The 23,752-nt window shown below is 46.6% G+C and carries 23 protein-coding genes and 1 tRNA gene; 7 read left to right on the top strand and 17 right to left on the bottom strand.

Annotated elements, in window-relative coordinates; genetic code table 11:
* The first annotated feature begins 112 nt into the window (after window positions 1-112).
* The 5 genes from AWB54_RS02020 to AWB54_RS02000 all read left to right on the top strand — a co-directional run bounded on the left by AWB54_RS02020 (window position 113) and on the right by AWB54_RS02000 (window position 4,934).
* Window positions 113-694 (top strand): TVP38/TMEM64 family protein, encoded by a 582-nt coding sequence (locus AWB54_RS02020; RefSeq protein ID WP_061212979.1) that lies wholly within the window; start codon window positions 113-115, stop codon window positions 692-694.
* A 195-nt stretch (window positions 695-889) separates the two neighbouring features.
* Entirely contained in the window at window positions 890-2,938 is a 2,049-nt protein-coding gene (locus AWB54_RS02015) for a PAS domain-containing sensor histidine kinase (protein ID WP_061212978.1), read from the top strand.
* Between the two features lie 17 nt (window positions 2,939-2,955).
* Window positions 2,956-4,143, top strand: coding sequence for an HD domain-containing phosphohydrolase (locus AWB54_RS02010; RefSeq protein WP_061212977.1), 1,188 nt, complete (start codon window positions 2,956-2,958; stop codon window positions 4,141-4,143).
* Window positions 4,130-4,396, top strand: a complete 267-nt coding sequence (locus AWB54_RS02005; RefSeq protein ID WP_061212976.1) for a hypothetical protein — start codon at window positions 4,130-4,132, stop codon at window positions 4,394-4,396. Before AWB54_RS02010 ends, AWB54_RS02005 begins: the two co-directional genes overlap by 14 nt.
* Before the next feature lie 145 nt (window positions 4,397-4,541).
* Window positions 4,542-4,934, top strand: coding sequence for a hypothetical protein (locus tag AWB54_RS02000; RefSeq protein WP_061212975.1), 393 nt, complete (start codon window positions 4,542-4,544; stop codon window positions 4,932-4,934).
* A 31-nt stretch (window positions 4,935-4,965) separates the two neighbouring features.
* On the opposite strand, the gene AWB54_RS15580 is transcribed toward AWB54_RS02000, so the two are convergent.
* The 13 genes from AWB54_RS15580 to AWB54_RS01940 form a co-directional block, all read right to left on the bottom strand.
* Window positions 4,966-5,064, bottom strand: a tRNA-Sec gene (locus tag AWB54_RS15580).
* A 178-nt stretch (window positions 5,065-5,242) separates the two neighbouring features.
* Entirely contained in the window at window positions 5,243-5,905 is a 663-nt protein-coding gene (locus AWB54_RS01995; RefSeq protein ID WP_061212974.1) for a CBS and ACT domain-containing protein, read from the bottom strand.
* Between the two features lie 127 nt (window positions 5,906-6,032).
* A complete protein-coding gene (locus AWB54_RS01990) occupies window positions 6,033-6,737 on the bottom strand; it encodes an ABC transporter ATP-binding protein (protein WP_061212973.1) in 705 nt (234 codons plus the stop codon).
* A gap of 3 nt (window positions 6,738-6,740) precedes the next feature.
* Window positions 6,741-7,508 carry an ABC transporter ATP-binding protein gene (locus AWB54_RS01985; RefSeq protein ID WP_061212972.1) on the bottom strand — a complete coding sequence of 256 codons (768 nt, stop codon included), beginning with the start codon at window positions 7,506-7,508 and terminating at the stop codon, window positions 6,741-6,743.
* Entirely contained in the window at window positions 7,486-8,454 is a 969-nt protein-coding gene (locus tag AWB54_RS01980) for a branched-chain amino acid ABC transporter permease (protein WP_061212971.1), read from the bottom strand. Before AWB54_RS01980 ends, AWB54_RS01985 begins: the two co-directional genes overlap by 23 nt.
* A gap of 8 nt (window positions 8,455-8,462) precedes the next feature.
* A complete protein-coding gene (locus tag AWB54_RS01975; protein WP_061212970.1) occupies window positions 8,463-9,344 on the bottom strand; it encodes a branched-chain amino acid ABC transporter permease in 882 nt (293 codons plus the stop codon).
* A gap of 373 nt (window positions 9,345-9,717) precedes the next feature.
* Window positions 9,718-10,896 (bottom strand): ABC transporter substrate-binding protein, encoded by a 1,179-nt coding sequence (locus tag AWB54_RS01970; protein ID WP_061212969.1) that lies wholly within the window; start codon window positions 10,894-10,896, stop codon window positions 9,718-9,720.
* Window positions 10,897-10,966: 70 nt separating this feature from the next.
* Complete coding sequence (locus AWB54_RS01965; RefSeq protein ID WP_061212968.1) at window positions 10,967-11,929, bottom strand: acyl-CoA dehydratase activase; 963 nt, start codon at window positions 11,927-11,929, stop codon at window positions 10,967-10,969.
* Complete coding sequence (locus AWB54_RS01960) at window positions 11,926-13,026, bottom strand: acyl-CoA dehydratase activase-related protein (RefSeq protein WP_061212967.1); 1,101 nt, start codon at window positions 13,024-13,026, stop codon at window positions 11,926-11,928. The genes AWB54_RS01965 and AWB54_RS01960 overlap by 4 nt, the downstream gene beginning before the upstream one ends.
* A complete protein-coding gene (locus tag AWB54_RS01955; RefSeq protein WP_061212966.1) occupies window positions 13,023-14,024 on the bottom strand; it encodes an acyl-CoA dehydratase activase-related protein in 1,002 nt (333 codons plus the stop codon). Before AWB54_RS01955 ends, AWB54_RS01960 begins: the two co-directional genes overlap by 4 nt.
* Window positions 14,025-14,069: 45 nt before the next feature.
* A complete protein-coding gene (gene selB, locus AWB54_RS01950; RefSeq protein WP_061212965.1) occupies window positions 14,070-15,965 on the bottom strand; it encodes a selenocysteine-specific translation elongation factor in 1,896 nt (631 codons plus the stop codon).
* Window positions 15,966-17,378 (bottom strand): L-seryl-tRNA(Sec) selenium transferase, encoded by a 1,413-nt coding sequence (gene selA, locus AWB54_RS01945; RefSeq protein WP_061212964.1) that lies wholly within the window; start codon window positions 17,376-17,378, stop codon window positions 15,966-15,968. It lies immediately after the preceding gene.
* A gap of 60 nt (window positions 17,379-17,438) precedes the next feature.
* The gene (locus tag AWB54_RS01940) at window positions 17,439-18,479 is read right to left on the bottom strand and encodes a YkvI family membrane protein (protein ID WP_061212963.1); all 1,041 of its coding nucleotides are present in this window, start codon (window positions 18,477-18,479) and stop codon (window positions 17,439-17,441) included.
* 143 nt (window positions 18,480-18,622) lie between these two features.
* Here AWB54_RS01940 and yyaC point away from each other — a divergent pair, with 143 nt between their 5' ends.
* A complete protein-coding gene (gene yyaC, locus AWB54_RS01935; RefSeq protein ID WP_082735960.1) occupies window positions 18,623-19,234 on the top strand; it encodes a spore protease YyaC in 612 nt (203 codons plus the stop codon).
* An 8-nt stretch (window positions 19,235-19,242) separates the two neighbouring features.
* Here yyaC and AWB54_RS01930 read toward each other — a convergent pair whose 3' ends face one another.
* Together AWB54_RS01930 and AWB54_RS01925 are read right to left on the bottom strand one after the other, a co-directional pair.
* The gene (locus AWB54_RS01930) at window positions 19,243-19,656 is read right to left on the bottom strand and encodes a bactofilin family protein (protein ID WP_235811059.1); all 414 of its coding nucleotides are present in this window, start codon (window positions 19,654-19,656) and stop codon (window positions 19,243-19,245) included.
* Between the two features lie 32 nt (window positions 19,657-19,688).
* Entirely contained in the window at window positions 19,689-20,603 is a 915-nt protein-coding gene (locus AWB54_RS01925) for a M23 family metallopeptidase (RefSeq protein ID WP_061212961.1), read from the bottom strand.
* 434 nt (window positions 20,604-21,037) lie between these two features.
* Here AWB54_RS01925 and AWB54_RS01920 point away from each other — a divergent pair, with 434 nt between their 5' ends.
* Window positions 21,038-21,802, top strand: a complete 765-nt coding sequence (locus AWB54_RS01920; protein ID WP_061212960.1) for an enoyl-CoA hydratase/isomerase family protein — start codon at window positions 21,038-21,040, stop codon at window positions 21,800-21,802.
* Between the two features lie 239 nt (window positions 21,803-22,041).
* Here AWB54_RS01920 and AWB54_RS01915 read toward each other — a convergent pair whose 3' ends face one another.
* Together AWB54_RS01915 and AWB54_RS01910 are read right to left on the bottom strand one after the other, a co-directional pair.
* On the bottom strand, window positions 22,042-22,884 hold the full coding sequence (locus AWB54_RS01915; protein WP_061212959.1) for a ParB/RepB/Spo0J family partition protein: 843 nt from the start codon (window positions 22,882-22,884) through the stop codon (window positions 22,042-22,044).
* Window positions 22,856-23,638, bottom strand: coding sequence for a ParA family protein (locus tag AWB54_RS01910; RefSeq protein WP_061212958.1), 783 nt, complete (start codon window positions 23,636-23,638; stop codon window positions 22,856-22,858). The genes AWB54_RS01915 and AWB54_RS01910 overlap by 29 nt, the downstream gene beginning before the upstream one ends.
* Window positions 23,639-23,752 lie beyond the last annotated feature (114 nt).

Genomic DNA, 23,752 nt, shown 5'->3' with positions numbered 1-23,752 from the left:
AGCATTTAGCCTGACCCTACCCATTTTTTCTTGACCTTGTCTCTGGTTTTCGGTATTTTAAAATAATTAAGGGCCTATTGGCCTGTTGATATCGAAGAAGGTGGTAGACTTAATGGATCTTCATTCTCTGGATAGCATTACCGCCATCAGCTCTTTTCTTAAATCATATGGCCTGCTGGCTCCGGCAGTGGCTTCTGCTCTATTTATTATTCAGGCGGTATTCCCGGTTTTTCCTTATGTAATTCTAGCCGCGGCGGGAGGGCTTTTGTTTGGTTTTAAACTGGGCTTTTTCCTGGCCTGGTCCGGTGCTCTGGCCGGGGCCTGCCTGGCCTACTGGATTTGCCGACTGGCTGGCTCAGAATGGGTAATTAAAACCATACAGTCTCGCTTTTCCTATGATATACGGGAAATAGATACCCGCCTGGCTTTTTGGAGTATCTTAATTGCCCGGGTGTTGCCGGTGGTTCCTACCCCGATAATAAATGCCGCCGCCGCCCTGGCCGGCGTTCCTTTTTGGACCTTTTTCTTTTCCTCCGCCATCGGCAAGCTTCCCACCGCCTTGCTCTATACCGGTCTGGGGCTTTGCCTGTTCCAGGTCAAGGATATTCGCCTGACCCTCCTGTTGCTGGGTCTTATTCTCCTTCTCCTGGTCGCTGGTCGCTACCTGGGGAAAAAACATCTGCTTTCCCCCTAATCCCCTATTCCTCATCCCCTACCCACATTGTCCCTGGTTTTTAATTGCTACCGACAGAAGTCCTATATTGTATTGACAAAGCGGACAATTTCGATTAGATTTAAATTAGCCAATTTTCTGACAAATTCGGGAAGCATCTCTTTTAAACCATGATCTACTTGCAGGCAGTACCTGATAATTTAACCAGGGGAGGTGTTGATTTTCAGCAAATCTTCAGAATATATAAAAAAACCTTTTTTTATATCATCCGAATTATCCGGAAAATTCCTGGCTTCAATAATTGACTCTCTTCCCGATGCGGTATTGGTCATTGATATCGATCAAAAAATTATAGCCTGGAACCGTGCCCTGGAAAAAATGACCGGGATTACCGCTGCACAAATGCTTCCATCCCCTACTCCTTTTCTCAAATATAATCCCGAAGAACTAATGGGAAAACCCATCTATAACCTGCTGCATTCCTATGATATCATGCTTTTGACTACTGCTTTTAAGAAGATAATAAAAAACAAAGAATCCGAATCGCTTGAAATTCGCATTAAAGATAGTGCGGGAGATTATCATTGGGTGGAACTTGTGGGCAATCCGCGATTTAATGATAACAGCGAAGTGGATGGAGCCATCTTTGTAGGACGAGTGGTAACAGAACGCAAACTCGTCGAGGAGGCTCTGAAAGCCAGTGAGGAAAGGTACCGCGAGCTTTTTGAGAATGCCAATGATATTGTTTATATTCAAGACCCTGGAGGGCAATACCTGGACTTCAACAAGGCGGCGCAAGCTATTACTGGTTATAGCAGGGAGGAACTCCTGAATATTAGTATGGAGCACTTGGTGGCTCCTGAGTACCTGGATTTGAGCAAAAAGATGATGAAGCAAAAGATTAATCAAGGGGGAACAACATGTTATGAGCTTGAAATAATCGGGAAAAACCGGAATAAAATCCCTGTCGAAGTAAGCAGCCGTTTAATTAGATATAGTGATCAAAGCATAGCCATACAGGGTACAGCTCGCGACAACACCAAACGCCGGCAAGCAGAAAAAGCTCTGGCAGCGGAAAAAGAGCGGCTGGCGCTGATCCTCAGCAGTATCGGTCATGGGGTAATTACTACGGATAATTACGGAATCATCACCTTTATCAATACGGAAGCGGAACGCTTTTTCGAATGGAAGAATGAATACGCCCGGGGTAAACGCTTGCTGGAAGTGGTGCCTCTGGTTGAAGGTTATACTCATCTAAACCACAGCCTCTTTTTTGCCAGCAAAGATGAACCGCACCCGGTGGATATACGCATCATAAACAACCTGGGACAAATCAGCCTTTTGTCTACTACGGTCACCCATATTCCGGGGAATGACGGAAATGATCATGGTATGGTTTTCGTTTTTCGGGATGTTACCGAATTGCGCAAAGCCGAGTCCCAGTTGGCTCTTTCTCAAAAATTAGAATCTATCGGCCAGCTGGCCGCCGGCATTGCCCATGAGATAAACAACCCCATGCAGTATATCGGGGATAACCTGTCCTTTTTAAACGAAGCTTTTGCCAGTACTTTCTCCATATTAGATCAAGTCAAAGCACTTGCCAGTTTCGAAGATATATCGTCATGCATCCTGGGTTTAGAAAAACTGTTGGAAAAATCCCAAAGGGAACTTGATTTCTTTCGAAATGAGATTCCCCAGGCTATTCAACAATCCCTCGAAGGAGTAACAGGCGTTTCAGATATTGTGACCGCTCTAAGGAATTTTGCTCACCCCGGATCCGGTGAAAAACAAATAGCCAATGTTAACCATGCCATAATGGGAACGGTCTCTATTGCTAAAAATGAATGGAAACACCTGGCGGATCTGGAGTTGAATCTGGGCAACGATCTTCCTGCTGTTAAAATGGTGGTTAATCAGATTAATCAGGTACTATTGAATATGATTGTTAATTCCTCCCATAGTATACAAAACGCAATTGAAAAGGGCCTTTATCCAAAGGGAAGAATTGTTATTAGCAGCCAAAAAAATGGCTCTTATGTTGAGATACGAATTTCCGATAACGGTATGGGTATTCCCGATACAATAATAAATAAAGTATTTGATCCTTTTTTTACTACCAAAGAGGTGGGCAAAGGCACCGGTCAGGGCCTGGCCATTTCCCATGATATCATAGTAAACAAGCATAATGGGTTGATTGAGCTAGAATCCGAAGTTGGCCGGGGCACCACTTTCTATATTAGATTGCCCATCAAGGGTCCGATTTAGGTTTGGGGGGTTAGCTGATGAATAAAAAGATTTTACTGGTCGATGATGATGAAAAGATCCTGGCATCTTATAGAAGGCAATTGGGCTTGCGCTTGGAGCTTTTTACCGCCAACAATGCGGAAAAAGGTTGGGAAACTTTGCAAAAGCATGGTCCTATGGCCGTGGTCATATCTGACTACAAGATGCCGGGTGTGGATGGCATCGCCTTTCTGGAAAGAGTAAAAGAAATAGCACCCGATACGGTTAGAATCATGTTAACCGGCTATGCCGATATAGATATGGCCATAAACGCCGTTAACCAGGGTAATATATTCCGCTTTCTGACCAAGCCCTGCCCGATTAAAGATTTCATTTATGCCATAGCCGCCGCCCTGGAACAATACCGGCTTATATGCTCCGAGCGCGAACTGCTGGAACAGACCTTGAAGGGAAGCATAAAGCTGCTTATTGATATACTATCCATATCCAAGCCCCAGGAATTCAATCAGCTCTCCCGTCTGCGCAATCTGGCCAAAAGAACAGCTCTGCACCTTAATGTGGAAAAACCCTGGGAAGTGGATTTGGCCTTGATGTTATCCCCCATCGGTCTCATTACCATTCCCGAGTATATCCTGCAAAAACAAGAATCCGGAGAGTACTTATCACCCGATGAATATAAAATGTACCGGTCCCATCCTGCTACAGCCCAGGATCTATTGGCCAACATCCCTCGCCTGGAGAATGTGGCCGAGGCTATTGCTTGCCAAATGAAAAACTATCCGAAACAGGATGCCCATTCTGGACTCGCAGAGAAAGAGATACCTCTGCTGGGGCGTATTCTTAAGATAGTATTGGACTTTAATGCGCTGATTAAAAAAAGCTGGTCAGCCACCTATGCCCTGGAGTACCTGCAAAAATATGCGGAGAATTATGACCCCGAGGTTCTCTCCGCTTTGATTATTGAAGTCCAAAACCTCAAGGAATGGTCGCAAGAAGATGCTGATGGCCGCCTGGTAAAAATCAAGGATATTGAAGTAGGTATGGTATTGCTGAATGATTTGCAGGATGATAAGGGTTTGGTTCTTCTTCCTCAAGGCCAGGAGATTACCCCCGTTTTGCAGAAACGCCTTTTAAATTTTGCTGAGAAATCCCGTATCCGTGAAACAGTCCGGGTGCTGGAACCCCTTGGCGATAAAGCAGCAGGAAATCCCTTTGGCGAAAACTAGCGACCTGATATCTAATTTTTATTCCATTTCTTCACCTGACAAAAAGTGGTCGATGATAAAAGACTTCACCCGGGCAAAATATAGTGCAGGACTTTTTTGGGAGGTGAAGAGTTTGGTTAAAAAAGCAAAAAGTGTTGCCCGGAACAGAATGCTAGACCCCAGCGTTCTGGAAGACATCCCTGCTAAAGATCCCCATGCGGAGTATGCCAAGAAAGATGCCCTTTTCAAACAACGCCGAGGAGCCCAAAGATAGTCCCAATAAAAACGGGGGCCATATTGGCCCCCGTTTTATGCTTTTCCTTTAATACCCGCGAGGACCAAATCCCGTTGAAGGTTTCCCTTGTCTGCCTCTACCAGTGATTACTGCCGCCAGCAGTAGCGGCGGAATGGAGGTTATTATGTGTTATTTTATAGGAATTCGAAGCAATTTTCTGCTGGAAAATTACAGGTTTATAGAAGATACTCTGGTATTAGTTACTTATGCTAAACATCAACTTCAAAAAGAGCACGATAAATATTACTATCTGTTAACATTAGGGGGATGTTCCTGTGATATGGTAAAGTCAAAAGACAATGCTTTAAATCAAAGAATCAGGTCTTTTTTATCTAAATTTCCAGGAAACCAGGAATCGGAAGTTATGTTACATTGGGAAGGCGGCGAGGTCATTTACGAAATAGGCAACAATTATGAAAAGCTGAGACCTCTAATGAAACAACATATAATATCAAAAGAAGACTTTTTAAACTTATATCCTTCTTTAGAAAGAGATTCCCTATATGTTTTAACTTAAGGAATAGCTTAAAAGCCTGTATTTAGTAATTTGGCGGAAGCGTGTGAGAATCGAACTCACCCACGACGGGACCACCGCCGCGCAGACTGGATTTGAAGTCCAGGCGGCCCACCAGGACCGATCCGCTTCCTTGATTAAAATATCCATAAACTGTTGTAGTTATGGGAAACTGCTTCATGATAAAGAGCAACTTTATGGTGCTGCGTAGATGAGTATATATCCTGAAAAGTATTTTGTCAAATCAGCGGTGGCAAAGCTTTCCTGGCAGACCTGGATAAGCTGCTCTGCCGGGAGAGCTGAAGCTCTGTCTATTCTTCACCGCTTTCTCTTACTATTACTGACTCAATTTCATATCCCCGTTTTTGAAGCTCTTCCAGCAGTGGTTCATATTTCAAGTCTTCGATGCGAAGAATCATTTTGTAGCGCTGGCTTTTATTATCAAAATAAACCACCGCATTCAAAATATTTATGCTTTTTTCCGCAATCAGTCCGGTTACTTCCGCCAGGCTGCCGGGGCGATCCTTGACAAAGCAGTCTATACGGCTATGAGCTCTATTAACCCCCAAAATATCAATCAAAGCATCAAAAATGTCGGTTTCCGTTACTATGCCAACCAGCTTATCCTGCTCCAGAACCGGCAAGCCGCTAACTTTATTCTCCCGCATTATTTTAGCTGCGGTTTCGATGTAGTTTTCTGGCCCAATGGTGAGGACTTTTTGTTTTTTTGGTACTATGTCTTTTATTTTAGTCCTGGCCAGGAGGTAATTCAGTTCATGGATGCTTAAAGAAGTAGCAGAGGAAGGCGCGGCCTGGTTAAGATCGGTCAGGGTTATAATCCCGGTCAGGCGGCCTTTGTCCACCACCGGTAAGCGCCGGATGTTATTCTCTTTCATTAGACGAAAGGCTTCGGTGAGACTGGTATTCATCTCCACCGTTATAACATCCTCGGACATACGGTCTTTTACTTTCATAATCTTACCTCCTCATATAATATGGCTGTTAGACAAAGTTATTCGATAGTCAGCTTAAGCATGACTCCAACGCCAGAAGACCATTCCGCCTTCCCTCTTCCGTCCTCCGTCCTCCGTCTTCCGTCTTCTATCCCCCCAGGTAAGCCTTCTTTACTTCCTCACTGTTTATCAACTGTTCGGCCGTCCCCTCCAGGACTATTTCTCCGGTTTCAATGACATAGGCCCGGTTGGCAATTGACAGGGCCATATTGGCATTCTGCTCCACCAACAGTATGGTGGTTCCCCGGGCGTTGATGTCTTTTATTATTTCAAAAATCTCCTTTACTAACAAAGGCGCCAGGCCCATGGAAGGCTCATCCATCAGCATCAACTCGGGTCGGGCCATCAAGGCCCGGCCAATAGCCAGCATCTGCTGTTCGCCTCCACTCAAGGTTCCGGCGGTTTGTTTTCTCCTTTCCTTGAGCCGGGGAAAGCGGGTAAAAACATTCTCCAGGTCGCTTTCTATCCCTTTCTTGTCTTTGCGCAAGTAGGCCCCCATTTCCAGGTTCTCCAGAACAGTCATGGTGGAAAAAACCCTTCGACCCTCCGGTACCTGGGATATGCCCAGTCCCACAATTTTTTCCGGAGCCACTTTGCTGATATCGCTTCCTTTAAACATAATTGCACCATTCCTGAGCCGCAGCAAACCGGAAATGCTTTTTAGCGTAGTGGTCTTCCCGGCTCCATTGGCTCCAATCAGGGTTACTATACTGCCCTCTTCCACTTCCAGGGACAGTCCTTTGAGGGCGTGTATGGCGCCGTAATATACATCGATTCCTTTAACCTCAAGCACCGGCTATCCGACTTCCTCTCCCAGGTAAGCTTCGATTACCCGTTTATTTCGCCTTATTTCTTCCGGCAGGCCTTCAGCAATAACCTGCCCATAGTCCAAAACATAGATGCGCTCGCAAACTCCCATGACCAAAGACATATCGTGTTCAATCAATAGTATGCTAAGGCCAAAGTCTTTCCTGATCCAACGTATCAAGTCCATCAATTCCCGGGTTTCATTGGGATTCATTCCCGCAGCCGGCTCATCCAGTATCAATAGGGTTGGTTTGGTGGCCAGGGCCCGGGCTATTTCTAACCTTCTCTGTTCCCCATAAGGCAAGCTGGAAGCTATTTCGCCGGCTTTATCCTCCAGGTTGAATATCTGCAAATATTCGCGAGCCTTTTTATTTATCTCTATTTCGCCCTGGAAAAATCCCGGGGTTCTAAGCAAAGTTTTCAGCAAGCCATAGGGTGCATCTTTATGCAAAGCAATGCGGACATTGTCCAAAACGCTGATGTCTTTAAAAAGCCGGATGTTTTGGAAGGTGCGGGCGATTCCCTGCTGGCAAATAGTATAGGGCGCTAAACCGGTGATATCTCGTCCCGAAAAAATAATATTACCCTCATCCGGCTTGTATACCCCGGTAATCAGATTAAATACCGTGGTTTTACCGGCTCCATTGGGTCCAATCAGACCCAGCAGTTCACCGTCTTCCAGGTGGAAGTTGAAATCCAGCACTGCGCTGAGCCCGCCAAAGGATTTGTTTAAATTATTTATTTGCAAGAGGCTCATTTTTCTCACCCCAAATCCTGCCCCAAGTCCGCCGGCCCCATTCCTTATTGCCCATCAAGCCCTGAGGCCGGTAAACCATAACCACCACCAGAGTAACTGCGTAAAGAACCATGCGAATAGCCGGGAAAGTCTGCAAGGCGGCCGTAAGCATGGTAACGAAAATAGCGGCTATAACCGCCCCGGTGGTACTGCCCAGCCCGCCCAGAACCACCATGACCAGGATGTCAAAAGACTTTAAGAAATTGAAAGTTGAGGGTTTGATAATATAGAAATAATGGGCGTAGAGCGCTCCGGCCAGCCCGGCAAACAATGCGCCAATAACGAAAGCCAGTACTTTGTAATTGGTGGTATTTATGCCCATTAATTCTGAAGCCACTTCATCTTCACGCACGGATATTATTGCCCGGCCATAACTGGAATTAATAAGATTTACAATAATTACTATAGTGAAGATGGTTAAGCCAAACAACCAGGGCCAGGTGCTGTAACGGGGTATTCCCAAAATTCCAGCCGGACCGCCAATGAAATCGATGTTTTGTAAAATTACCCGGATGATTTCCCCAAAACCCAGGGTGGCAATGGCCAGATAATCCCCCTTTAACCTGAGGGTAGGTACCCCTATAATAAGACCGGCCAGTCCTGCGGCCAGGCAGGCGGCTAGCAGACCCAGTATAAAGGGCTGGCTGTAAATAGTAGTAACTACTACCGCCGCATAGGCACCCACAGCCATAAACCCGGCATGACCCAGGGATAATTGCCCGGTAAAACCGTTAATCAAATTCAAGCTTACCGCCAAAATTATATTTATACACATAGAGGATAAATTTATCTGGTAGTATTCATTTAACAAACCCGATACTATCAGGTACTGCACCAGGGTAAAAATGCCTGCCAAAACCAGTACTTCAATTAGAAAGCTTCGTGGAACAAATCGCTTTTTCTCCATCTTCTCACCTACACTTTTTCCCCGGTATCCTTGCCAAACAAACCGGTGGGTTTAACCAGGAGAATCAATATTAAAACACCAAAGGCTACCGCATCACGGTAGAGGGTACTGCCATAACCGCTGACCATGGTTTCCAGAATCCCCATGAGGAATCCCCCGACCATGGCCCCGGGGATTATGCCAATTCCTCCCAAAACAGCCGCTACGAATGCTTTCAATCCGGGAATTATGCCCATCAGCGGGTTAATGGTGTTATAGTAAATTCCTATCATCACCCCGGCGGCAGCGGCCAGGGAGGAGCCAATAGCAAAGGTTATGGAAATGGTTCTATCTACACTGATACCCATCAAAATTGCGGCCTCACGATCCAGCGAAACCGCTCGCATAGCCTTGCCGGTTCTGGTCCTTTTAATAATATACTGCAGGGCGATCATAAGAATAACGGCCAGGGCAAAAATAAAAATATCCTTATTGGATATCAACAATCCTCCGATTTGATATTTATGGAGGGGAAATGCGGCTTCGGGGAATACCCTTTGTTGGGGCGTTAAAAGAAAGAGGGTAAAATATTCTAAAAACAAGGATACCCCGATAGCGGTGATAAGGGCCGCAATACGAGAGGAATTCCGTAATGGTTTATAGGCAATCTTTTCTATCAGCACTCCCAGGACAGCACAACTAAGCATAGCAAATATCAGTGCTGCAAAAATATTGCTACCCAGAACTGCTATAGAAAAAAACCCTACATAGGCTCCCACCATCATTATGTCTCCGTGGGCAAAGTTTATCAGCATTATTATTCCGTAAACCATGGTGTAGCCCAGGGCAATCAGGGCATATATCGCCCCTAATGACAAGCCATTTATCAATTGTTGCAAAAATTCCAGCAATACTGCCACTCCCAACTAGAACTATAGCTTTATTATCTTTTATTCAACTGAGGATGTCACTGCAAAAAGTAATAAATATGCATTAGTGTGCATAAATATACCGCTCAGCTCCCTTAATAGCGACTGCAAGGCATTGTAAGGGCGGTCTTCGACCGCCCGCTTTCACCTTCACCAGCGTTTTGTATATTCATGCAACCCTTATGCAACAAAAAGGGGTTTTTGCAGGAGAATCATTCATTATTATATATGGAATTTCTTTGTGAGAGATGGTGTTGGGACAGCTCAACTCTCCTCTCACCGTACATTAATCTAAATCCAGGCAGCATAGGTTAAAGAGAGGGTTGCCCCTCCCTTTGACCATGGGCATATGCTATTATCGTGATACCAGTTTGCCGTCTTTATATTCGATTACCACTATCTTCTTAACCGGATTATGTTTTTCGTTAATACTCATGGTACCGGTTATTCCCGGGAAGTCCTTTATCTGCGCCAGAGCCTGCGCTACCTTGGCAGAATCAGCTTCGCCAGCATCTTTTATAGCCTGAGCCAGTATTTTGGCGGAATCATAACCCAGAGCCGCAAATGAATCGGGAAGCTTTTTATATTTAGCTTCATATGCCTTAACAAATGAAGAGATCGCCGGCGAGGGGTCCTCTACTGAGTAGTGATTAGCAAAATAAGTATTATTCAAGGCTTCTACTCCCGCCACCTTTACCATATCTGGTGAATCCCAGCCATCGCCGCCGCCGATGGGAACCTTGATATCCAAATCACGAGCCTGTTTGATCAGCAATGCCACTTCGGTGTAGTAGCCGGGCACATAAATAAATTCCGGGTTTTTGCTTCTCAGTTTGGTCAGGGTAGCCTTAAAATCCTTGTCCCCATTGACATAACCTTCTTTAGCCACAATTTTTCCACCACCGGCTATGAAGGCTTCCTCGAAATACTTGGCCAGTCCTTTGGCATAATCATCAGAAGTGCTGCCAAAGATGGCGGCATTCTTTACCTTGAGGTCGTTTAAAGCAAATTCAGCCATACGCTTGGCCTGGTCGGCATCCAGGTAACAGACCCGGAAAATATAATCCAAGGTCTTGCCGGTTTTTTCTTCTACAGTAACATTTTCGGCGGTCGCGGCCGGAGCAATAAGCGCTATCTTATTCTGCATCATAACCGGGGTACTCCCTGCTACAGCTCCACTGGTCAGAGGCCCCAGCTGGGCTATAATCTTTTCTCCCGCCAGGGCCGCGCTATTATTCATAGCTTCATCCGGTTTGGACTGGCAATCTCTCTCAATGTACTTCAGTTCTTTTCCCAGCACTCCCCCGGCCTGGTTGATTTCTTCAATAGCCAGAACCATACCATTTCTGGAATTGGAGCCATAACTGGCCAGGTCACCGGAAAGCTCTACATTAATTCCTACCGGTATGGTTTCGACTGCCGTTTTATCTCCTCCGGCTTTATCGCCACCTTCCTGCTTGCTGCCACAGCCGGCCAGAACTCCCAGCGCGAACAACATCAGCACCAACAACACTAGCCTCTTGCTCACTCTCATTCTTCTACCTCCCCTTTTTTTATGTAATCATGACCTGCTGTCCTCCGGTCATGAAAACAGATAACAAATTCTAGACCGCCTGCAGTTCCCATTTGCCGCAGCGATCGCCCCAGCGGGCTATCAAATCATCATTCTCAAAAAACTGTACCACTTCGCAAGCGTTGGAACAACCCTGACATTCAAAACTACGGGTCTTAAAAGTAATCTCCCGGATATTAAAGCCTTTAAAACTGCTCTTTTGCTTCTTATCCACCGCCCTCCGGGCCAGCAGGGCTGCTCCGATGGCTCCCATAACATCATACCACGGCGGTACGATAACATCCATTTCCAGGTATTTCTTAAAAGCTTCTACCAGACCCTGGTTAGCGGCAACTCCTCCCTGAAATAAAACCGGAGGCAGAATCTCTTTGCCTTTACCTACATTATTCATGTAGTTCCTGACCAGGGCTTCACATAGCCCCGCAATGATATCCTCATTATTATATCCCAGCTGCTGCTTATGTATCATGTCTGATTCGGCAAAAACCGCACAACGTCCTGCTATGCGAACCGGATTTTTTGCTTGCAGAGCCAGGTTGCCAAAGTCTTCGATCGCTATGGTCAAGCGGCTGGCCTGCTGATCTAGAAATGAGCCGGTTCCGGCCGCACATACGGTGTTCATAGCGAAATCGGTTACCACTCCCTCACGCAGTATAATTATTTTAGAATCCTGCCCGCCGATTTCAATAATGGTATTGACCCCCGGCACCACCGAAGAAGCCGCAATAGCATGGGCAGTGATTTCATTCTTCACAATGTCAGCGCCTATTATCATGCTGCTGAGATAACGGGCGCTACCCGTAGTTCCGACCCCGGCTATCTCCAACTGGCCTTTTAGCTTCTGGCCTATGGAGTAGAGTCCCTTCTGTACGGTGGCAATAGGCTGCCCGCTGGTACGCAAATATTCCGCCGCCACCACCTCATTGCTCTCGTCCAAAACTACCAGGTTGGTGCTTACCGAGCCCACATCAACACCAAGATATGCCTTCTTCATATTGCCCATCTCTCCCTTTGGCGTTTGAGCTCCCGCCGCTTTTCCAGCAGGTCCACAAAAGCCTCCAGCCGGGTCTGCACTCCAGCCTTTCCCGTTTGCTCGTCAATAAACAAGGTTAATACCGGTATATTAAAATCCCGGCTTACCGCAGGTATAATACTTTTGGCCACTATTTCCGGAATACAGGCAAAGGGAGCCAGTTGCACCACTCCATCGAAGCCATGCCGGGCGTATAATATGGTTTCCCCTATACTGTTAACCCCGTGTCCGCCAATAGGTGCTTCATTTAAATAGGGCCGGGCCACCTGGAAAATATCCCCCTCCAGGTTTACTATGGTATTTTTGCGGGTGTAGGAACTGAGGTAAATGGAACGGTCCGTATAAACCCCCATCTCTCCCAGCATAATCTGCAAATAATGATTGGCAGCAGGTTCCAGAACCACATATATTTCCCCGATAATTCCAATCTTTACGGGGTCGCGGCTCTCATCCCGCCGGACTTCTTGCAGGACTCTCAGCCCTTCTTGCCGGGCTTCGTCTACCTCCTTCTCACTATTGGCTTCATCCACAAATTGCAGGGCTTCCCATAGGGCCCGGGTAGTATCCCCGCGTTTCTCTTCATAAGGCCGGATACTATGCGATTGCATCTCCATGTCATCAATGGCCTTAATTTTCTCCCACGCCACCTTTATGACCTGAATAAAGGCTTTCACTGATAAGCCCCCGCTCACCCGCAAGCGGTGCAACTTGCGCCAGAAGTCTCTCAAGTCACAGAGCGGTGGTTCAAAGGCGATTACCTTCACCTTTTTACCGATTTCATCCAGGAGGTACTGGTGCATTACCCAGTAATAACCGGCCCGGCAAGGCCCCATACCCCCGGAGGTCAGTATGATTTCCGCTCCTTTTTCCGCCACCTCCAGATAGGTCCCTGTCAAGATTTTAAACGGTATACAGGCGAATTCCGGGGAATAACGCACCCCCAAATCCAGCGTTTTCTTACTGGGCTCAGGGGGAACAATACACTCATGCCCCAGGTGGTTCACCAGCCATTTTAACGCAATATAGGAATAACCCATATGGGGGAAACTGATTTTCATTTCCTCTCCCTCCGGTAGCGCAACATATCTACAAAAGCCTCTATCCTGGTTCGGACTCCCGCTTCTCCCGTATGTTCATCAACGGCGATGGATAAGTAAGGCCGATTGCCTCTCCGCCGGCTTTCTATCTCCAACAGCCTGTCCACCATGGAATCAGGCCCACAGGCAAAAGCCGTAAGGTGAATAACTCCCTCTATCTCCGGGCGCTGCATAAAATGCAAAGCTCCGTAAATCACCCGGTTGGAAAAATACCAGAATGTACTCTTGGGCAAGGTTTTGGCCTGCCGGTTCATCTTCCGGTCACTTATCATATCCTGAGTATATACCTTGACCTTTTCTTTTTCCAGTATAGCCAGCAATCCCGCATTAATATAAGCATCATAAAGCAAGTAAGGATATCCTACTACCGCTACCTGCAAATCATAGTTATTGTTACTCTTTTCTTTTCTTGGAACCGGGATCTTTTTTTCTATAATCCTCAGAGCTTCCAGGGGAAGCATCTCCTGGCAAAGCAAGCTGTTGTATTGACGTTGCCGTTTACGAGCCCTGTTAAAGGCTCTTTTAACTTCTTCCCCGCTGTTTCCCAGGCTCTTCCCTATTTTTTGAGAAAGCTGCCAGAGCTCGTCTTTTCCTTGCTTAAGGTCAACCCTGATATCTATAATTTCCGGCAGATCATCCATAGCCAGGCGAAGCATATCCGGCAGACCCAAAAACTTGGGACAAAAAGTTTCGGTGCCAAAATCTCCATGACTGCGTACACTGACCAGGCGGGGGCAGAAAATATAATCGGCCTTCCCCGCCAGAGCAGCGGCATGTCCGTGATAAAGTTTTATGGGGATGCAGGCATCGTTTACCGCTTCTTTGACGCCTCGATCAAGAATGGCTTTACTGGTAGCTGGCGAAAGTACCACTTCATGGCCCAGTTCCTCAAAAAAGGTCTTCCATAGCGGAAAATAGATAAAATAGGCCAGGGTTCTTGGAATTCCTATCTTAGACATTTGCAAAATCCTCTCCCCTCTCCCTGCGGAAGCAAGGAGAAAAAGCTACGCTTTAACCCGTATATCCCCTATCCGCCGGGTAAAACGGGTCTTGTCGTAATGCTCCAACAATGGCAAGGTATACCGGCGTGAGGTGTTAAACAGGTCGCGGGCGGTGGCCAGGCTGAGCTCCTTTTCCCGGCCAAAATGTTCCTCCAGGATCTTCTTTCCTTCCTCCAGGGCCTGGGTAGAAAAATATATATCCCCGGAGAGCTTAATTAATAATCCCTGGTTGAGCAGGTAGGAAACCACTTCGCCAAAATCCTCTACATTAAGCTCTAACTGCTGCTGTAATTCCTCCAGAGAAGGAGGGGCAAATAACTCTTTATCCATCAGTTCCTGAATTTTTTCAATAGCATGCTTTTCTTTTACTCCCGGCTCAGGGCTGTAGCCCGCCAGCCGGAGCTGGTTGTTTTGGCTGTTTATGCTTCCCCTATCCTCCAGGTATTTTATTATGGCATTAAAGCTTCGGGGGTTAATGCTTTTGAAAAACCGGCTTCTCATCTCTTCCCGGGGATAACCCGCCCGCAGGGGATACTGCCGGTGGTATTCCTGCAAGCGCTTCACTATCTCATCGTTTATCTTTTCTAAGCTCCGGGTGCTCATATATTCCCCATTTTTTAAATCCCCCACTTTTTCGTCCAGGAGCAATTGTTCCAGCTCTTCTTTTATATGTTCTTCTTCATGGCCGGTTTTCCGTGCCAAGTCAGAGCTGGTAAATGTGGCCTCAGCCGCTTCCATCTCCTGTAGAATCAGGTCATAGAGGCTGCCCTCTTCTTTCATTACCAGTTGCTCCAGAACCTCTTCCCGGAAGCGTTTCTGTTTGGGGGCATGGGGGTCAATTATGCTTCCGCCGCCGATGGTGGCCACCGGCGAATAATACCTGATTACAAAAGGGTCCCCTTTCTGGCAAACCACCGCTTTTTCCATGACAATTTGCGCATAGCTTTCCTGTCCCGGCTGCAGTTCGTCCCGGTCCAGCAAAACCACCCGCCCTAAAGCCTCCTCGGTCCCCAGGTGGAATCTTATCCGGTTCCAATTCTTCAAGGTTCTTTTGCTGGAAGACAAGAGCCTTAACCTGGTATCAACCCGGTAACTGGGATGGAGATAATCCGGGGTGGACAAGAGGTAACCCCTTTTTATCTCCGCTACTTCAATACCCTGCAGGTTGACCGCTACCCTCTGTCCGGCCAGGGCTTCCGTAACCCTGGCTCCGTGTACCTGCAAGCTTCTGACTTTGACCGGTCGCTGCACCGGCATCAGTTCCAGGCTTTCACCGGTCTTTATTTGCCCCGACCACAGGGTACCGGTCACCACCGTGCCAAAGCCAGCTATAGTGAAAACCCGGTCTATGGGCAAACGAGCCTGCCCCATCACCGGTTTCTCTTCAACCTGTTCTGCCATATTTTCTATTTCCTCCAGCAATTGCTCTATACCTTCACCGCTGATGGCTGATACTGCTATCATTGGGCTGTTTTTTAAAGCTGTCCCGGCCAGGTATTCCTTTATTTCTTCCTCCATCAGCAGCAGCCACTCTTCGTCAACCAGATCTTTTTTAGTAATAGCCACTACCCCCTGTTTAACCCCCAGCAATTCAATTATATCTAAATGCTCCCGGGTCTGGGGCATGATTCCCTCATCAGCGGCAATAACAAAGACTACCATATCAATCCCGAAAGCCCCGGCCAGCATATGCCGGATAAAGCGCTCATGTCCCGGCACATCAACAATGGCCGCCTTCTGGCCACCAGGCAGCATAAAGGGGGCAAATCCCAGTTCAATAGAAATGCCCCGCTGCTTTTCTTCCTTCAAACGGTCGGTATCAACCCCGGTCAAGGCTCTCACCAGAGTGGTTTTGCCATGATCAATATGTCCTGCCGTTCCAATAATAAGCCGTTTCATCTATATATCCCCTTTTTGCCGGACAACTCCGGCAATCAAGTCCGCTGCCTTTATCTCATCACCAGGTAGAAGGGTGCGCACACTCAAAAGCATTCTATCCTCCTGGCGCCGGGTAAGCAGAGCAGGGTTTCCCAATCGCAGTATTTTGGCCGCCTTCTCCAGGCCGGGTTGGCTGAATTCGATTTCCACCCCGAAGCCGGGAATTTTATAGGTAGGATATGCTCCCCCGCCTACCATATCCTCGAGTTCCACCAGCTTAAGCCGTCTGATTCCCGATAAACCGTCAGTCCTCTTTTCCAGCAATTCCAACAGCCTTTCGGCCTTTTCCCTTAGCTCCTCCCGGCTTAAGGCCAGCATTTCTATTACCGGAATGTTTTTTTTCGGAGAACCCAGCAGGTATTCCAGCAAGGTTCCTTCCAGAGCAGCGATAGTGAGTTTATCCACCCGCAAAGCCCGGGTAAGCTGGTTTTTCTTCATGGCTTCCACCAGAGGCTTTTTCCCTATAATAATCCCCGCCTGGGGCCCTCCCAATAGTTTGTCCCCGCTGAAGGTAACGATGTCCGCCCCAGCCGCAACACAATTCTTCACCGCCGGTTCTTCCCGCAGTCCCCAATCCGCTTTATCATAAAAGATGCCACTGCCTAAATCCTGCATCACCGGCAGCTCTTTCTCCTGACCCAGCTTCACCAGTTCCTCCAAAGGGACCTCCTGGGCGAAACCCAGTATCTTGTAGTTGGAAGTGTGGGCCGCAAAAAGCAAGGCGGTTTCCTCATTGATAGCAGCTGCAAAATCGCTAATATAGGTTTTATTGGTTGTTCCTACTTCTACCAGCCTGGCCCCACTTAGTTTCATTACTTCCGGAATGCGGAAAGCTCCCCCTATCTCCACCAACTGTCCCCGGGAAACAATCACTTCCCGCTCCCGGGCCAGGGTGTTTAAGCCCAGCAGAACTGCGGCTGCATTGTTGTTAACCACCAGGGCCGCTTCGGCACCGGTCAGGCGGGTCAATACTTCTTCCACATGTCCGTAACGCTCTCCCCGCTCCCCCTTTTCCAGGTCAAACTCCAGGTTGTTATAGCTGCTGGCCATGCGCTTCATATAGTCTATGGCCCCTTTACCCAGCGGAGCTCGTCCCAGGTTGGTGTGCAGCACTACCCCGGTTCCATTTATCACTTCTTTCAGGCTCCCCCCGGCCAGGCGGGAAACCATATGCTCTACCTTCACCAATATCGCTTGCATCAGCTTCTCTTTCTTTATTTCCTCTTCTTTAAGAAAGAGTTCCCGGCGCAGTTCCTCAGTGGCACTGCGCACTACATCCACCACGAAATCGCGCTGGTAGACTTCTATTAGCTGTTTGATTCGCTCGTTCTTAAGCATTTCATCAATGGAGGGTATATTTTTCAAATTATTCATCTTAGCCTCCCTGGTTTATACCGTAGTTGAACGGTGGTTGAACCTCACTCCTCCAAGGGGTTAGTTTCTAATATTATAATACAAGAGCAGTGCCATGTCTTTTATACCCTGGTAAAACAATACGGAAATTATTATTATCCCCAGTAAACCAAAAACCGGATAAATCTTTCCTACCAAAGCTGAAAAGCTCTGCATGGCGAGGGGCAAAGACAGGGTCATACACCATAGCAGACAACTTCCGAAACTTAAACCGGAGAAGTCAGCTATACGTTGAGTAAAACCATACGCATTGGCTATGGCGGTAGTTAGTATACCTATCCATAGTATCAGGGTATAGAGCTGTTTGACCCCGGGCGATATTCTTCCCATGAGATAGAGCATGGGCACTTCATAGTGCATAACCGCCGGTAAAAATTTGCATAAAGACAGGTAGCTCAGTACCACCAGTATCCCCAGCACCAGCCCGCCCCATACGGCCCCGGCAATTCCTTCCCGGCAGTTGCTGAGGCTTTGGTATTCACTTAATACCACCATCGCTAAAGAAAAATTGTAAGCCACATAAAGTATGCCGGACATTATCCAAAGCCTGCTATCAACCGGGCAGAGGTATAAACTATAGCTTCCCAATGCCTGGCTTTCCATAAAAAAGGCTACATAGCTGGTGACGATCAATAAGAAAAGAATTTTTATGGGGACCAGCATGTTAAAAGAGAATATTAAGCCTTTTTTACCGGAGAACAAAAAAAATATGACCATCAAATATGTTAGCAAAATCCCCAGGCTTTTCGGTAAATAAAGGTGTTCTTCAAATACCGCCCCACTGGCAGACAACATGGTACTGATACCCAGAAACAAAAATAGGGCCAGGAGCCAGTCAATTAGCTTTCCGCCTTTATTACCCATAAGGCCGGCCAGTAAATCTTGATAATTGGATACCTGATGGCGATGGGCCAAATAAAGCAACATTCCCCCACATATAGCAAAAGCGAAGGTGGCCATAAGCGTACCTTTTAAACCATCATTGCCATAGACAACAAAAAACTGGATGATTTCTTGCCCCGAAGCAAAGCCGGCCCCAATTACCGCCCCCAGATAACCCATAACTAGTATTAATCTGGTTTTTATTTATAGCTTCCTCCTTGCTGATACCTTTTTATTCCATACTTATTCTTGTCATTTTAATTTACTGCATAAAAATTTTTCCAGATGTCAAGAATAAAGGTAAAAGCATAGGAGGAGAAGCAGTGGAATTACCCAGGCTGAACCGGATAAATTGTAAAGATTCTTTTCATTGTGACGACCCTCTATGTTTTAGTAAAATAGAGCGTAGTATCAGCTTTTTTTTAAAGGATTTAAACCAGGATTATAGCCGGGAAATAGTCTATCTTTGTATTGGTACCGACCGGGCAACCGGAGATTGCCTGGGTCCACTGGTTGGCACCCGCTTACAGTCCCTTCTTCGCTCAGCTCATATTTACGGCACCCTGGAAAAACCCGTACATGCTGCCAACCTGGATCATTTTCTTAATATTATTAACGCCGAGCACCAAAATCCACTGCTGGTTGCTATCGATGCTTGTTTGGGCAATGCCGATAGAATTGGTTATATAAATATAAAAAAAGGAAGTCTCAAGCCTGGAACGGCTTTGCGAAAGGTATTACCTGAGGTGGGGGATTTCCATATTTCGGGGGTAGTTAATATTGGCGGTTTCCTGGAACATATGGTTTTACAGAATACCCGGCTTTACACTGTCTATAAGATGGCCGATATAATTGCCAAAAGCCTGTGCCTGGCCCATTCCAGCTTTAAGCGCCATAGCCTGGCGGCCTGCCAGGCCAGTACCTTGCAAGAATAAGCTGGGGATTAACTCGAGACGCTCCTGGCTACTGATACTTTCTCTCCTTTTTTCATCTCAGCTTTTTCCTGTGGCCGAATCATCTTGGAGGTACCGTCAATAAAACCACCTTCTTCTATAGAAATCAAGCTGCAACTGGCATCTCCCATAATAGAACCGGTTGCGGTGATTTCCAATCTGCCTCTGGCCTCTATATTTCCCTCTATTCTCCCGGCCAGAATAAGGTTGTCCACCAGTATTTCTCCTTTGATTTTTCCCTTCTCTCCCACAATAAGATCACCTTTTACCTCCACTTTCCCCTCAACATTACCATCAATACGAATGGAACTGGAGGAACGGATCTCGCCCTTAACCTGTACTCCATGCGAGATTAAGCTTTCAATATTTTGCCGCCTGGCTTTTTTCCACAATCTGATCCACAACCTTTCTCGCTAATCCAACCCGGCTTCTTCCCTCAGGGCAGGTAGTTTTTCGGGTTTACGCTTTCATTGTTTTTCATTATAGTAAAGTGCAGGTGGGGACCGGTACTTTTACCGGTATTCCCCAGGCGAGCTATAGCTTCTCCCTTTTTGACTTTGTCGCCCTCATTGACCAGGATGGCGCTATTATGCCCGTAGCGGCTGATAAATCCATAACCATGATCAATCTCTACGGTTTTTCCATAAACAGCCTTCCATCCGGCAAAGATGACCTTCCCATCTCCCGCTGCCAGCACCTCTGTTCCCACAGCCTCTACAATGTCAATGCCGTCGTGAAAACTCGACTTACTGCTGCGGAAAGGGGATTTTCTCCAGCCATAGGGTGAAGATATCTCCCCTTTTACCGGCCACTGGTTGGGACGACTTCTATAATATGTTCCTCGCTGGCTAACCTCGGACAGCAAGCTGTTTATCTCGTTTTCCTGCCGGTTTATATCTCTTTTAATATCTCGGGTCGCTGCCAAAATGTTCTCGACTTCATTTTCCGCTCCCCCCATTCCACTTACCATTGTCCCTCGGGAGGGTTTTGCATTAACTTCCGCTTCCGGCATAATTCCCATCAGTTTTTTTATTTCATTTTGGGTTTGGCCTATACCTTCCTGCTGTTTTCGCATGTTTTGGATTTCTTCTCCCAGGATTTCTATGGTTTCATCTTTCTTCAGGCTTTCCATCTTAATCTTTTCCACCGAGCGAATCTCCGACTGGCTCTGAATAAACAGGTAAGTTATCATGACAGAAAGCAGTACAACACTGGATAAAAGCAAACTACCCGCCAAAATATATTTTCTGGCCAAGCCTAAATGAAGCGCCTTTCCGGTTTTTCCAGGGATTATTATAAAAGTAAAGTTATTATCAGTCTTTTTTCTTGGGCTTTTTTTTCGGATTTTCACAGTATACCTCGTTAAATCTGGGATGTTTTTTGTCTTACCATAATAGCAATATTTTTCTATCTTGTAAAACCGCCCAGGTTTTTAGTCCCAAAACACCTTGTTATTTTAGCAATTATCAATTGGCATAAGGAATCAGGGGGACAGGTACCTTGATTTCTGCAGTCGATTAATTTCTTTAAGAAATTCTTGCGATTTATGACCATAATTTTAATGGATCTGCTCATCCTCCGATTTTCTGTCGGTGATAAAGAGCAGGCAGATGAATGAGCTCGACTCTTCGCTTTCTTCTGTTTGCCAGAGCTTTTTATAAACCGAGACATCTATCCCCCCTGATTCATTTATTTAATCTGCAACAGTCCCTTGGATTTTGTTCCCGCCTAACTTAGAATGAATATAATAGAATGAGAATGGAGAGGAATAACGGGGGTGGTTCAATGTCAGATAGAAAGCTGGATTTGCTTACACTGGACATTGCGGACAGCATAGCTACTGTCACTCTGCATGCTCCGCCGGTAAATGCTCTTTCTCAATTAATGCTCGATGAGATATCCTCCTGCTTTTCTAATTTGTCCCAGAATAAACTCAAGGTCGTTGTTCTTACCGGTAATATGAACTGTGGCTTCTCTGCTGGAGCCAATATACGCGAACTTGTTAGTCAGAACCCGCAAGGCAACCGGCAGTTTTTCGCCAGCCTTTACCAGTTATTTAATCAACTTGAAGACATCCCCTTCCCGCTTATTGCTCCAATTAACCGATTTGCTATGGGTGCAGGTCTGGAGCTTGCTCTATGTGCTGATATTCGGGTTATGGATGATAATGCCAGGGTGGCAGCAGCTGGAGTAAATATGGGCCTGGTTTTCGGAACCCAGAGGCTTTCCCGGCTGGTTGGTTTGGGCCAGGCCAAAAACATGGTATTGACCGGTCGCCAGATAACTGCCCACGAGGCATATGATATCGGACTGGTCCAGTATTTGAGCCCGCCGGGGCAAGCACTAAACCAGGCTTGGAAATTGGCGGAACTTATAGCTCAAAAATCTTCTCTCTCTGTCCTCGGGGCCAAAAAGGTTCTAAACGCTGGTTTTGATATCCCCCTGGATAAAGGTCTGCACTTGGAATTTGAGCAGTTGGAAAAAATGCTGGCTAGCGAGGATTTCCAACAATGCACACGGGCTTTTTTGAATAAGACAGCTAAATTGTAAACACCGCAAAAACTTTGTTTTATATTTTTCGTGGGGACAACTTTCACGCTTTTAAAACTGACGCTCCCTAATTTAGGCATTTTTGTCTCTAACCGTCAAGCTCCAGCGCGTTTGCTTGGGCAGGTTTGAATTGTTCTATATATACATATACAAGAAGCAGAAATGTTTCACGTGAAACATTTCTGCTTCTTGTTCCGAGAATGGGCTATAGATTTTTTTATTTATCCGTTAATTGAACTTCAGTCCAAGCCTATTATCTCTACTATTCGTTCCAGATCTTCCAGGCTATAAAAGCTTATTTCAATGGTGCCTCCCCTACCCTTTTGCAACACTTTCGTCCGGGAGCTAAAAAAGCTCTCCATTCGCTCTTCCAATTCTAGTATTACCGGGTCCCTTTTTTTCTCTACCCGCTTTCTTTTTATAATTGACCTGGCTTTCTTTTCAGCCTCCCTTACCGACAGTCTCCCAGCAACTATCTCTTCTGCTGCTGCGATTTGTTCCGTCGAACCTGGCAGAGATAAAATAGCCCGGGCATGTCCTGCTGTTATCTCTTGACTCTCCAGCATCGTCAACACCTGCTCCGGGAGAGCAAGCATTCGCACCATGTTGGCTATATGGGAACGACTTTTTCCAAGCTTCTCCGCCAGTACTTCCTGGGTATAACCGTAATTATCCATCATATATTTATATGCCATGGCCTCTTCAATGGCGCTCAAATCATCTCGTTGAATATTTTCCACCAGGGAAACTTCGGCCGCCTGGACATCATCCATTTCCCTTAAGAGAGCCGGAACTTGTTTTAAACCAGCCATTTGAGCTGCTCGCCAGCGTCGCTCCCCCGCCACCAGTTCAAAGCCATCCTGCCTGGGCCGTACAATAAGTGGTTGTAGTAAACCATGCTCCTTGATCGAATCCGCCAACTCACGAAGGGACTTGTCATCAAATCTTTTACGCGGCTGCTCTTTGCGTAATACAATTTCGTCCACTTCGATCTGCGTCACTTCCTGGGTCTCATCAAAACCCAAATCGCTAGACAGTAGAGCTTCCAGTCCTCTACCAAGACCTCTTTCCTTTTTTTGCACGTTCCAACACCTCCATGGCCAGTTCCCTGTATTCCTCAGCCCCTCTGGATCGAGGGTCATAAATGACCGCCGGTTGTCCATGACTGGGGGCTTCGCTAAGCCTTACATTACGGGGAATAATGGTCTGGTATATTTCTTTAGGGAAATAGCGTTTTACTTCATCTACCACCTGTATGGCCAGATTGGTTCTTCCATCGAACATAGTCAGGGCTATTCCCTCCAGCTTCAAGCTGCGGTTTAATCTTTTTCTAACTAAAAGTATGGTATCCATCAGTTGGCTCAAGCCCTCCAGGGCATAGTACTCGCATTGCAGCGGAATCAGAACCGAATTACTGGCTGCCAGCGCATTAATGGTCAATAGTCCCAATGATGGTGGACAATCCAGGAATATATAATCATAAGCCTCCTTAATGGGCTTAAGCACATTTGCCATGTAGTGTTCCCGGTTTTCCCGTGTGGCCAGTTCCACCTCAGCCCCAGCCAGTTGAATGGTGGCTGGAATTATCTCCAATCCATCTACCTCAGTAGCAGCAATAACCTCTTTGGCCGGTAAACCTTCAACTAAGCAATTATAAACGCAATTTTTTAAACGTTTCCGGTTAATACCCAAACCGCTGCTGGCATTTCCCTGGGGATCACAATCCACAAGCAGCACCTTCTGCTCCCCCATGGCAATACTAGCCGCCAGATTTATGGCGGTAGTAGTCTTGCCCACACCCCCTTTTTGATTTGCGATTGCAATAATCTTTGCCATTAACCTTGTCCACCTTTCCCCAACCTGCAGTTCTTATTTCGCCTGTCTAAACCCTAATTCCTGCCCCAAAACAAAAAAAGCGGGTTTCCCCGCTTTTGAATCCTTGATTCCACT

This window comes from Syntrophomonas wolfei subsp. methylbutyratica (assembly GCF_001570625.1).
In the GTDB taxonomy this organism is placed as follows: domain Bacteria; phylum Bacillota; class Syntrophomonadia; order Syntrophomonadales; family Syntrophomonadaceae; genus Syntrophomonas; species Syntrophomonas methylbutyratica.
This window is presented reverse-complemented; position numbering and strand designations above follow the sequence as displayed.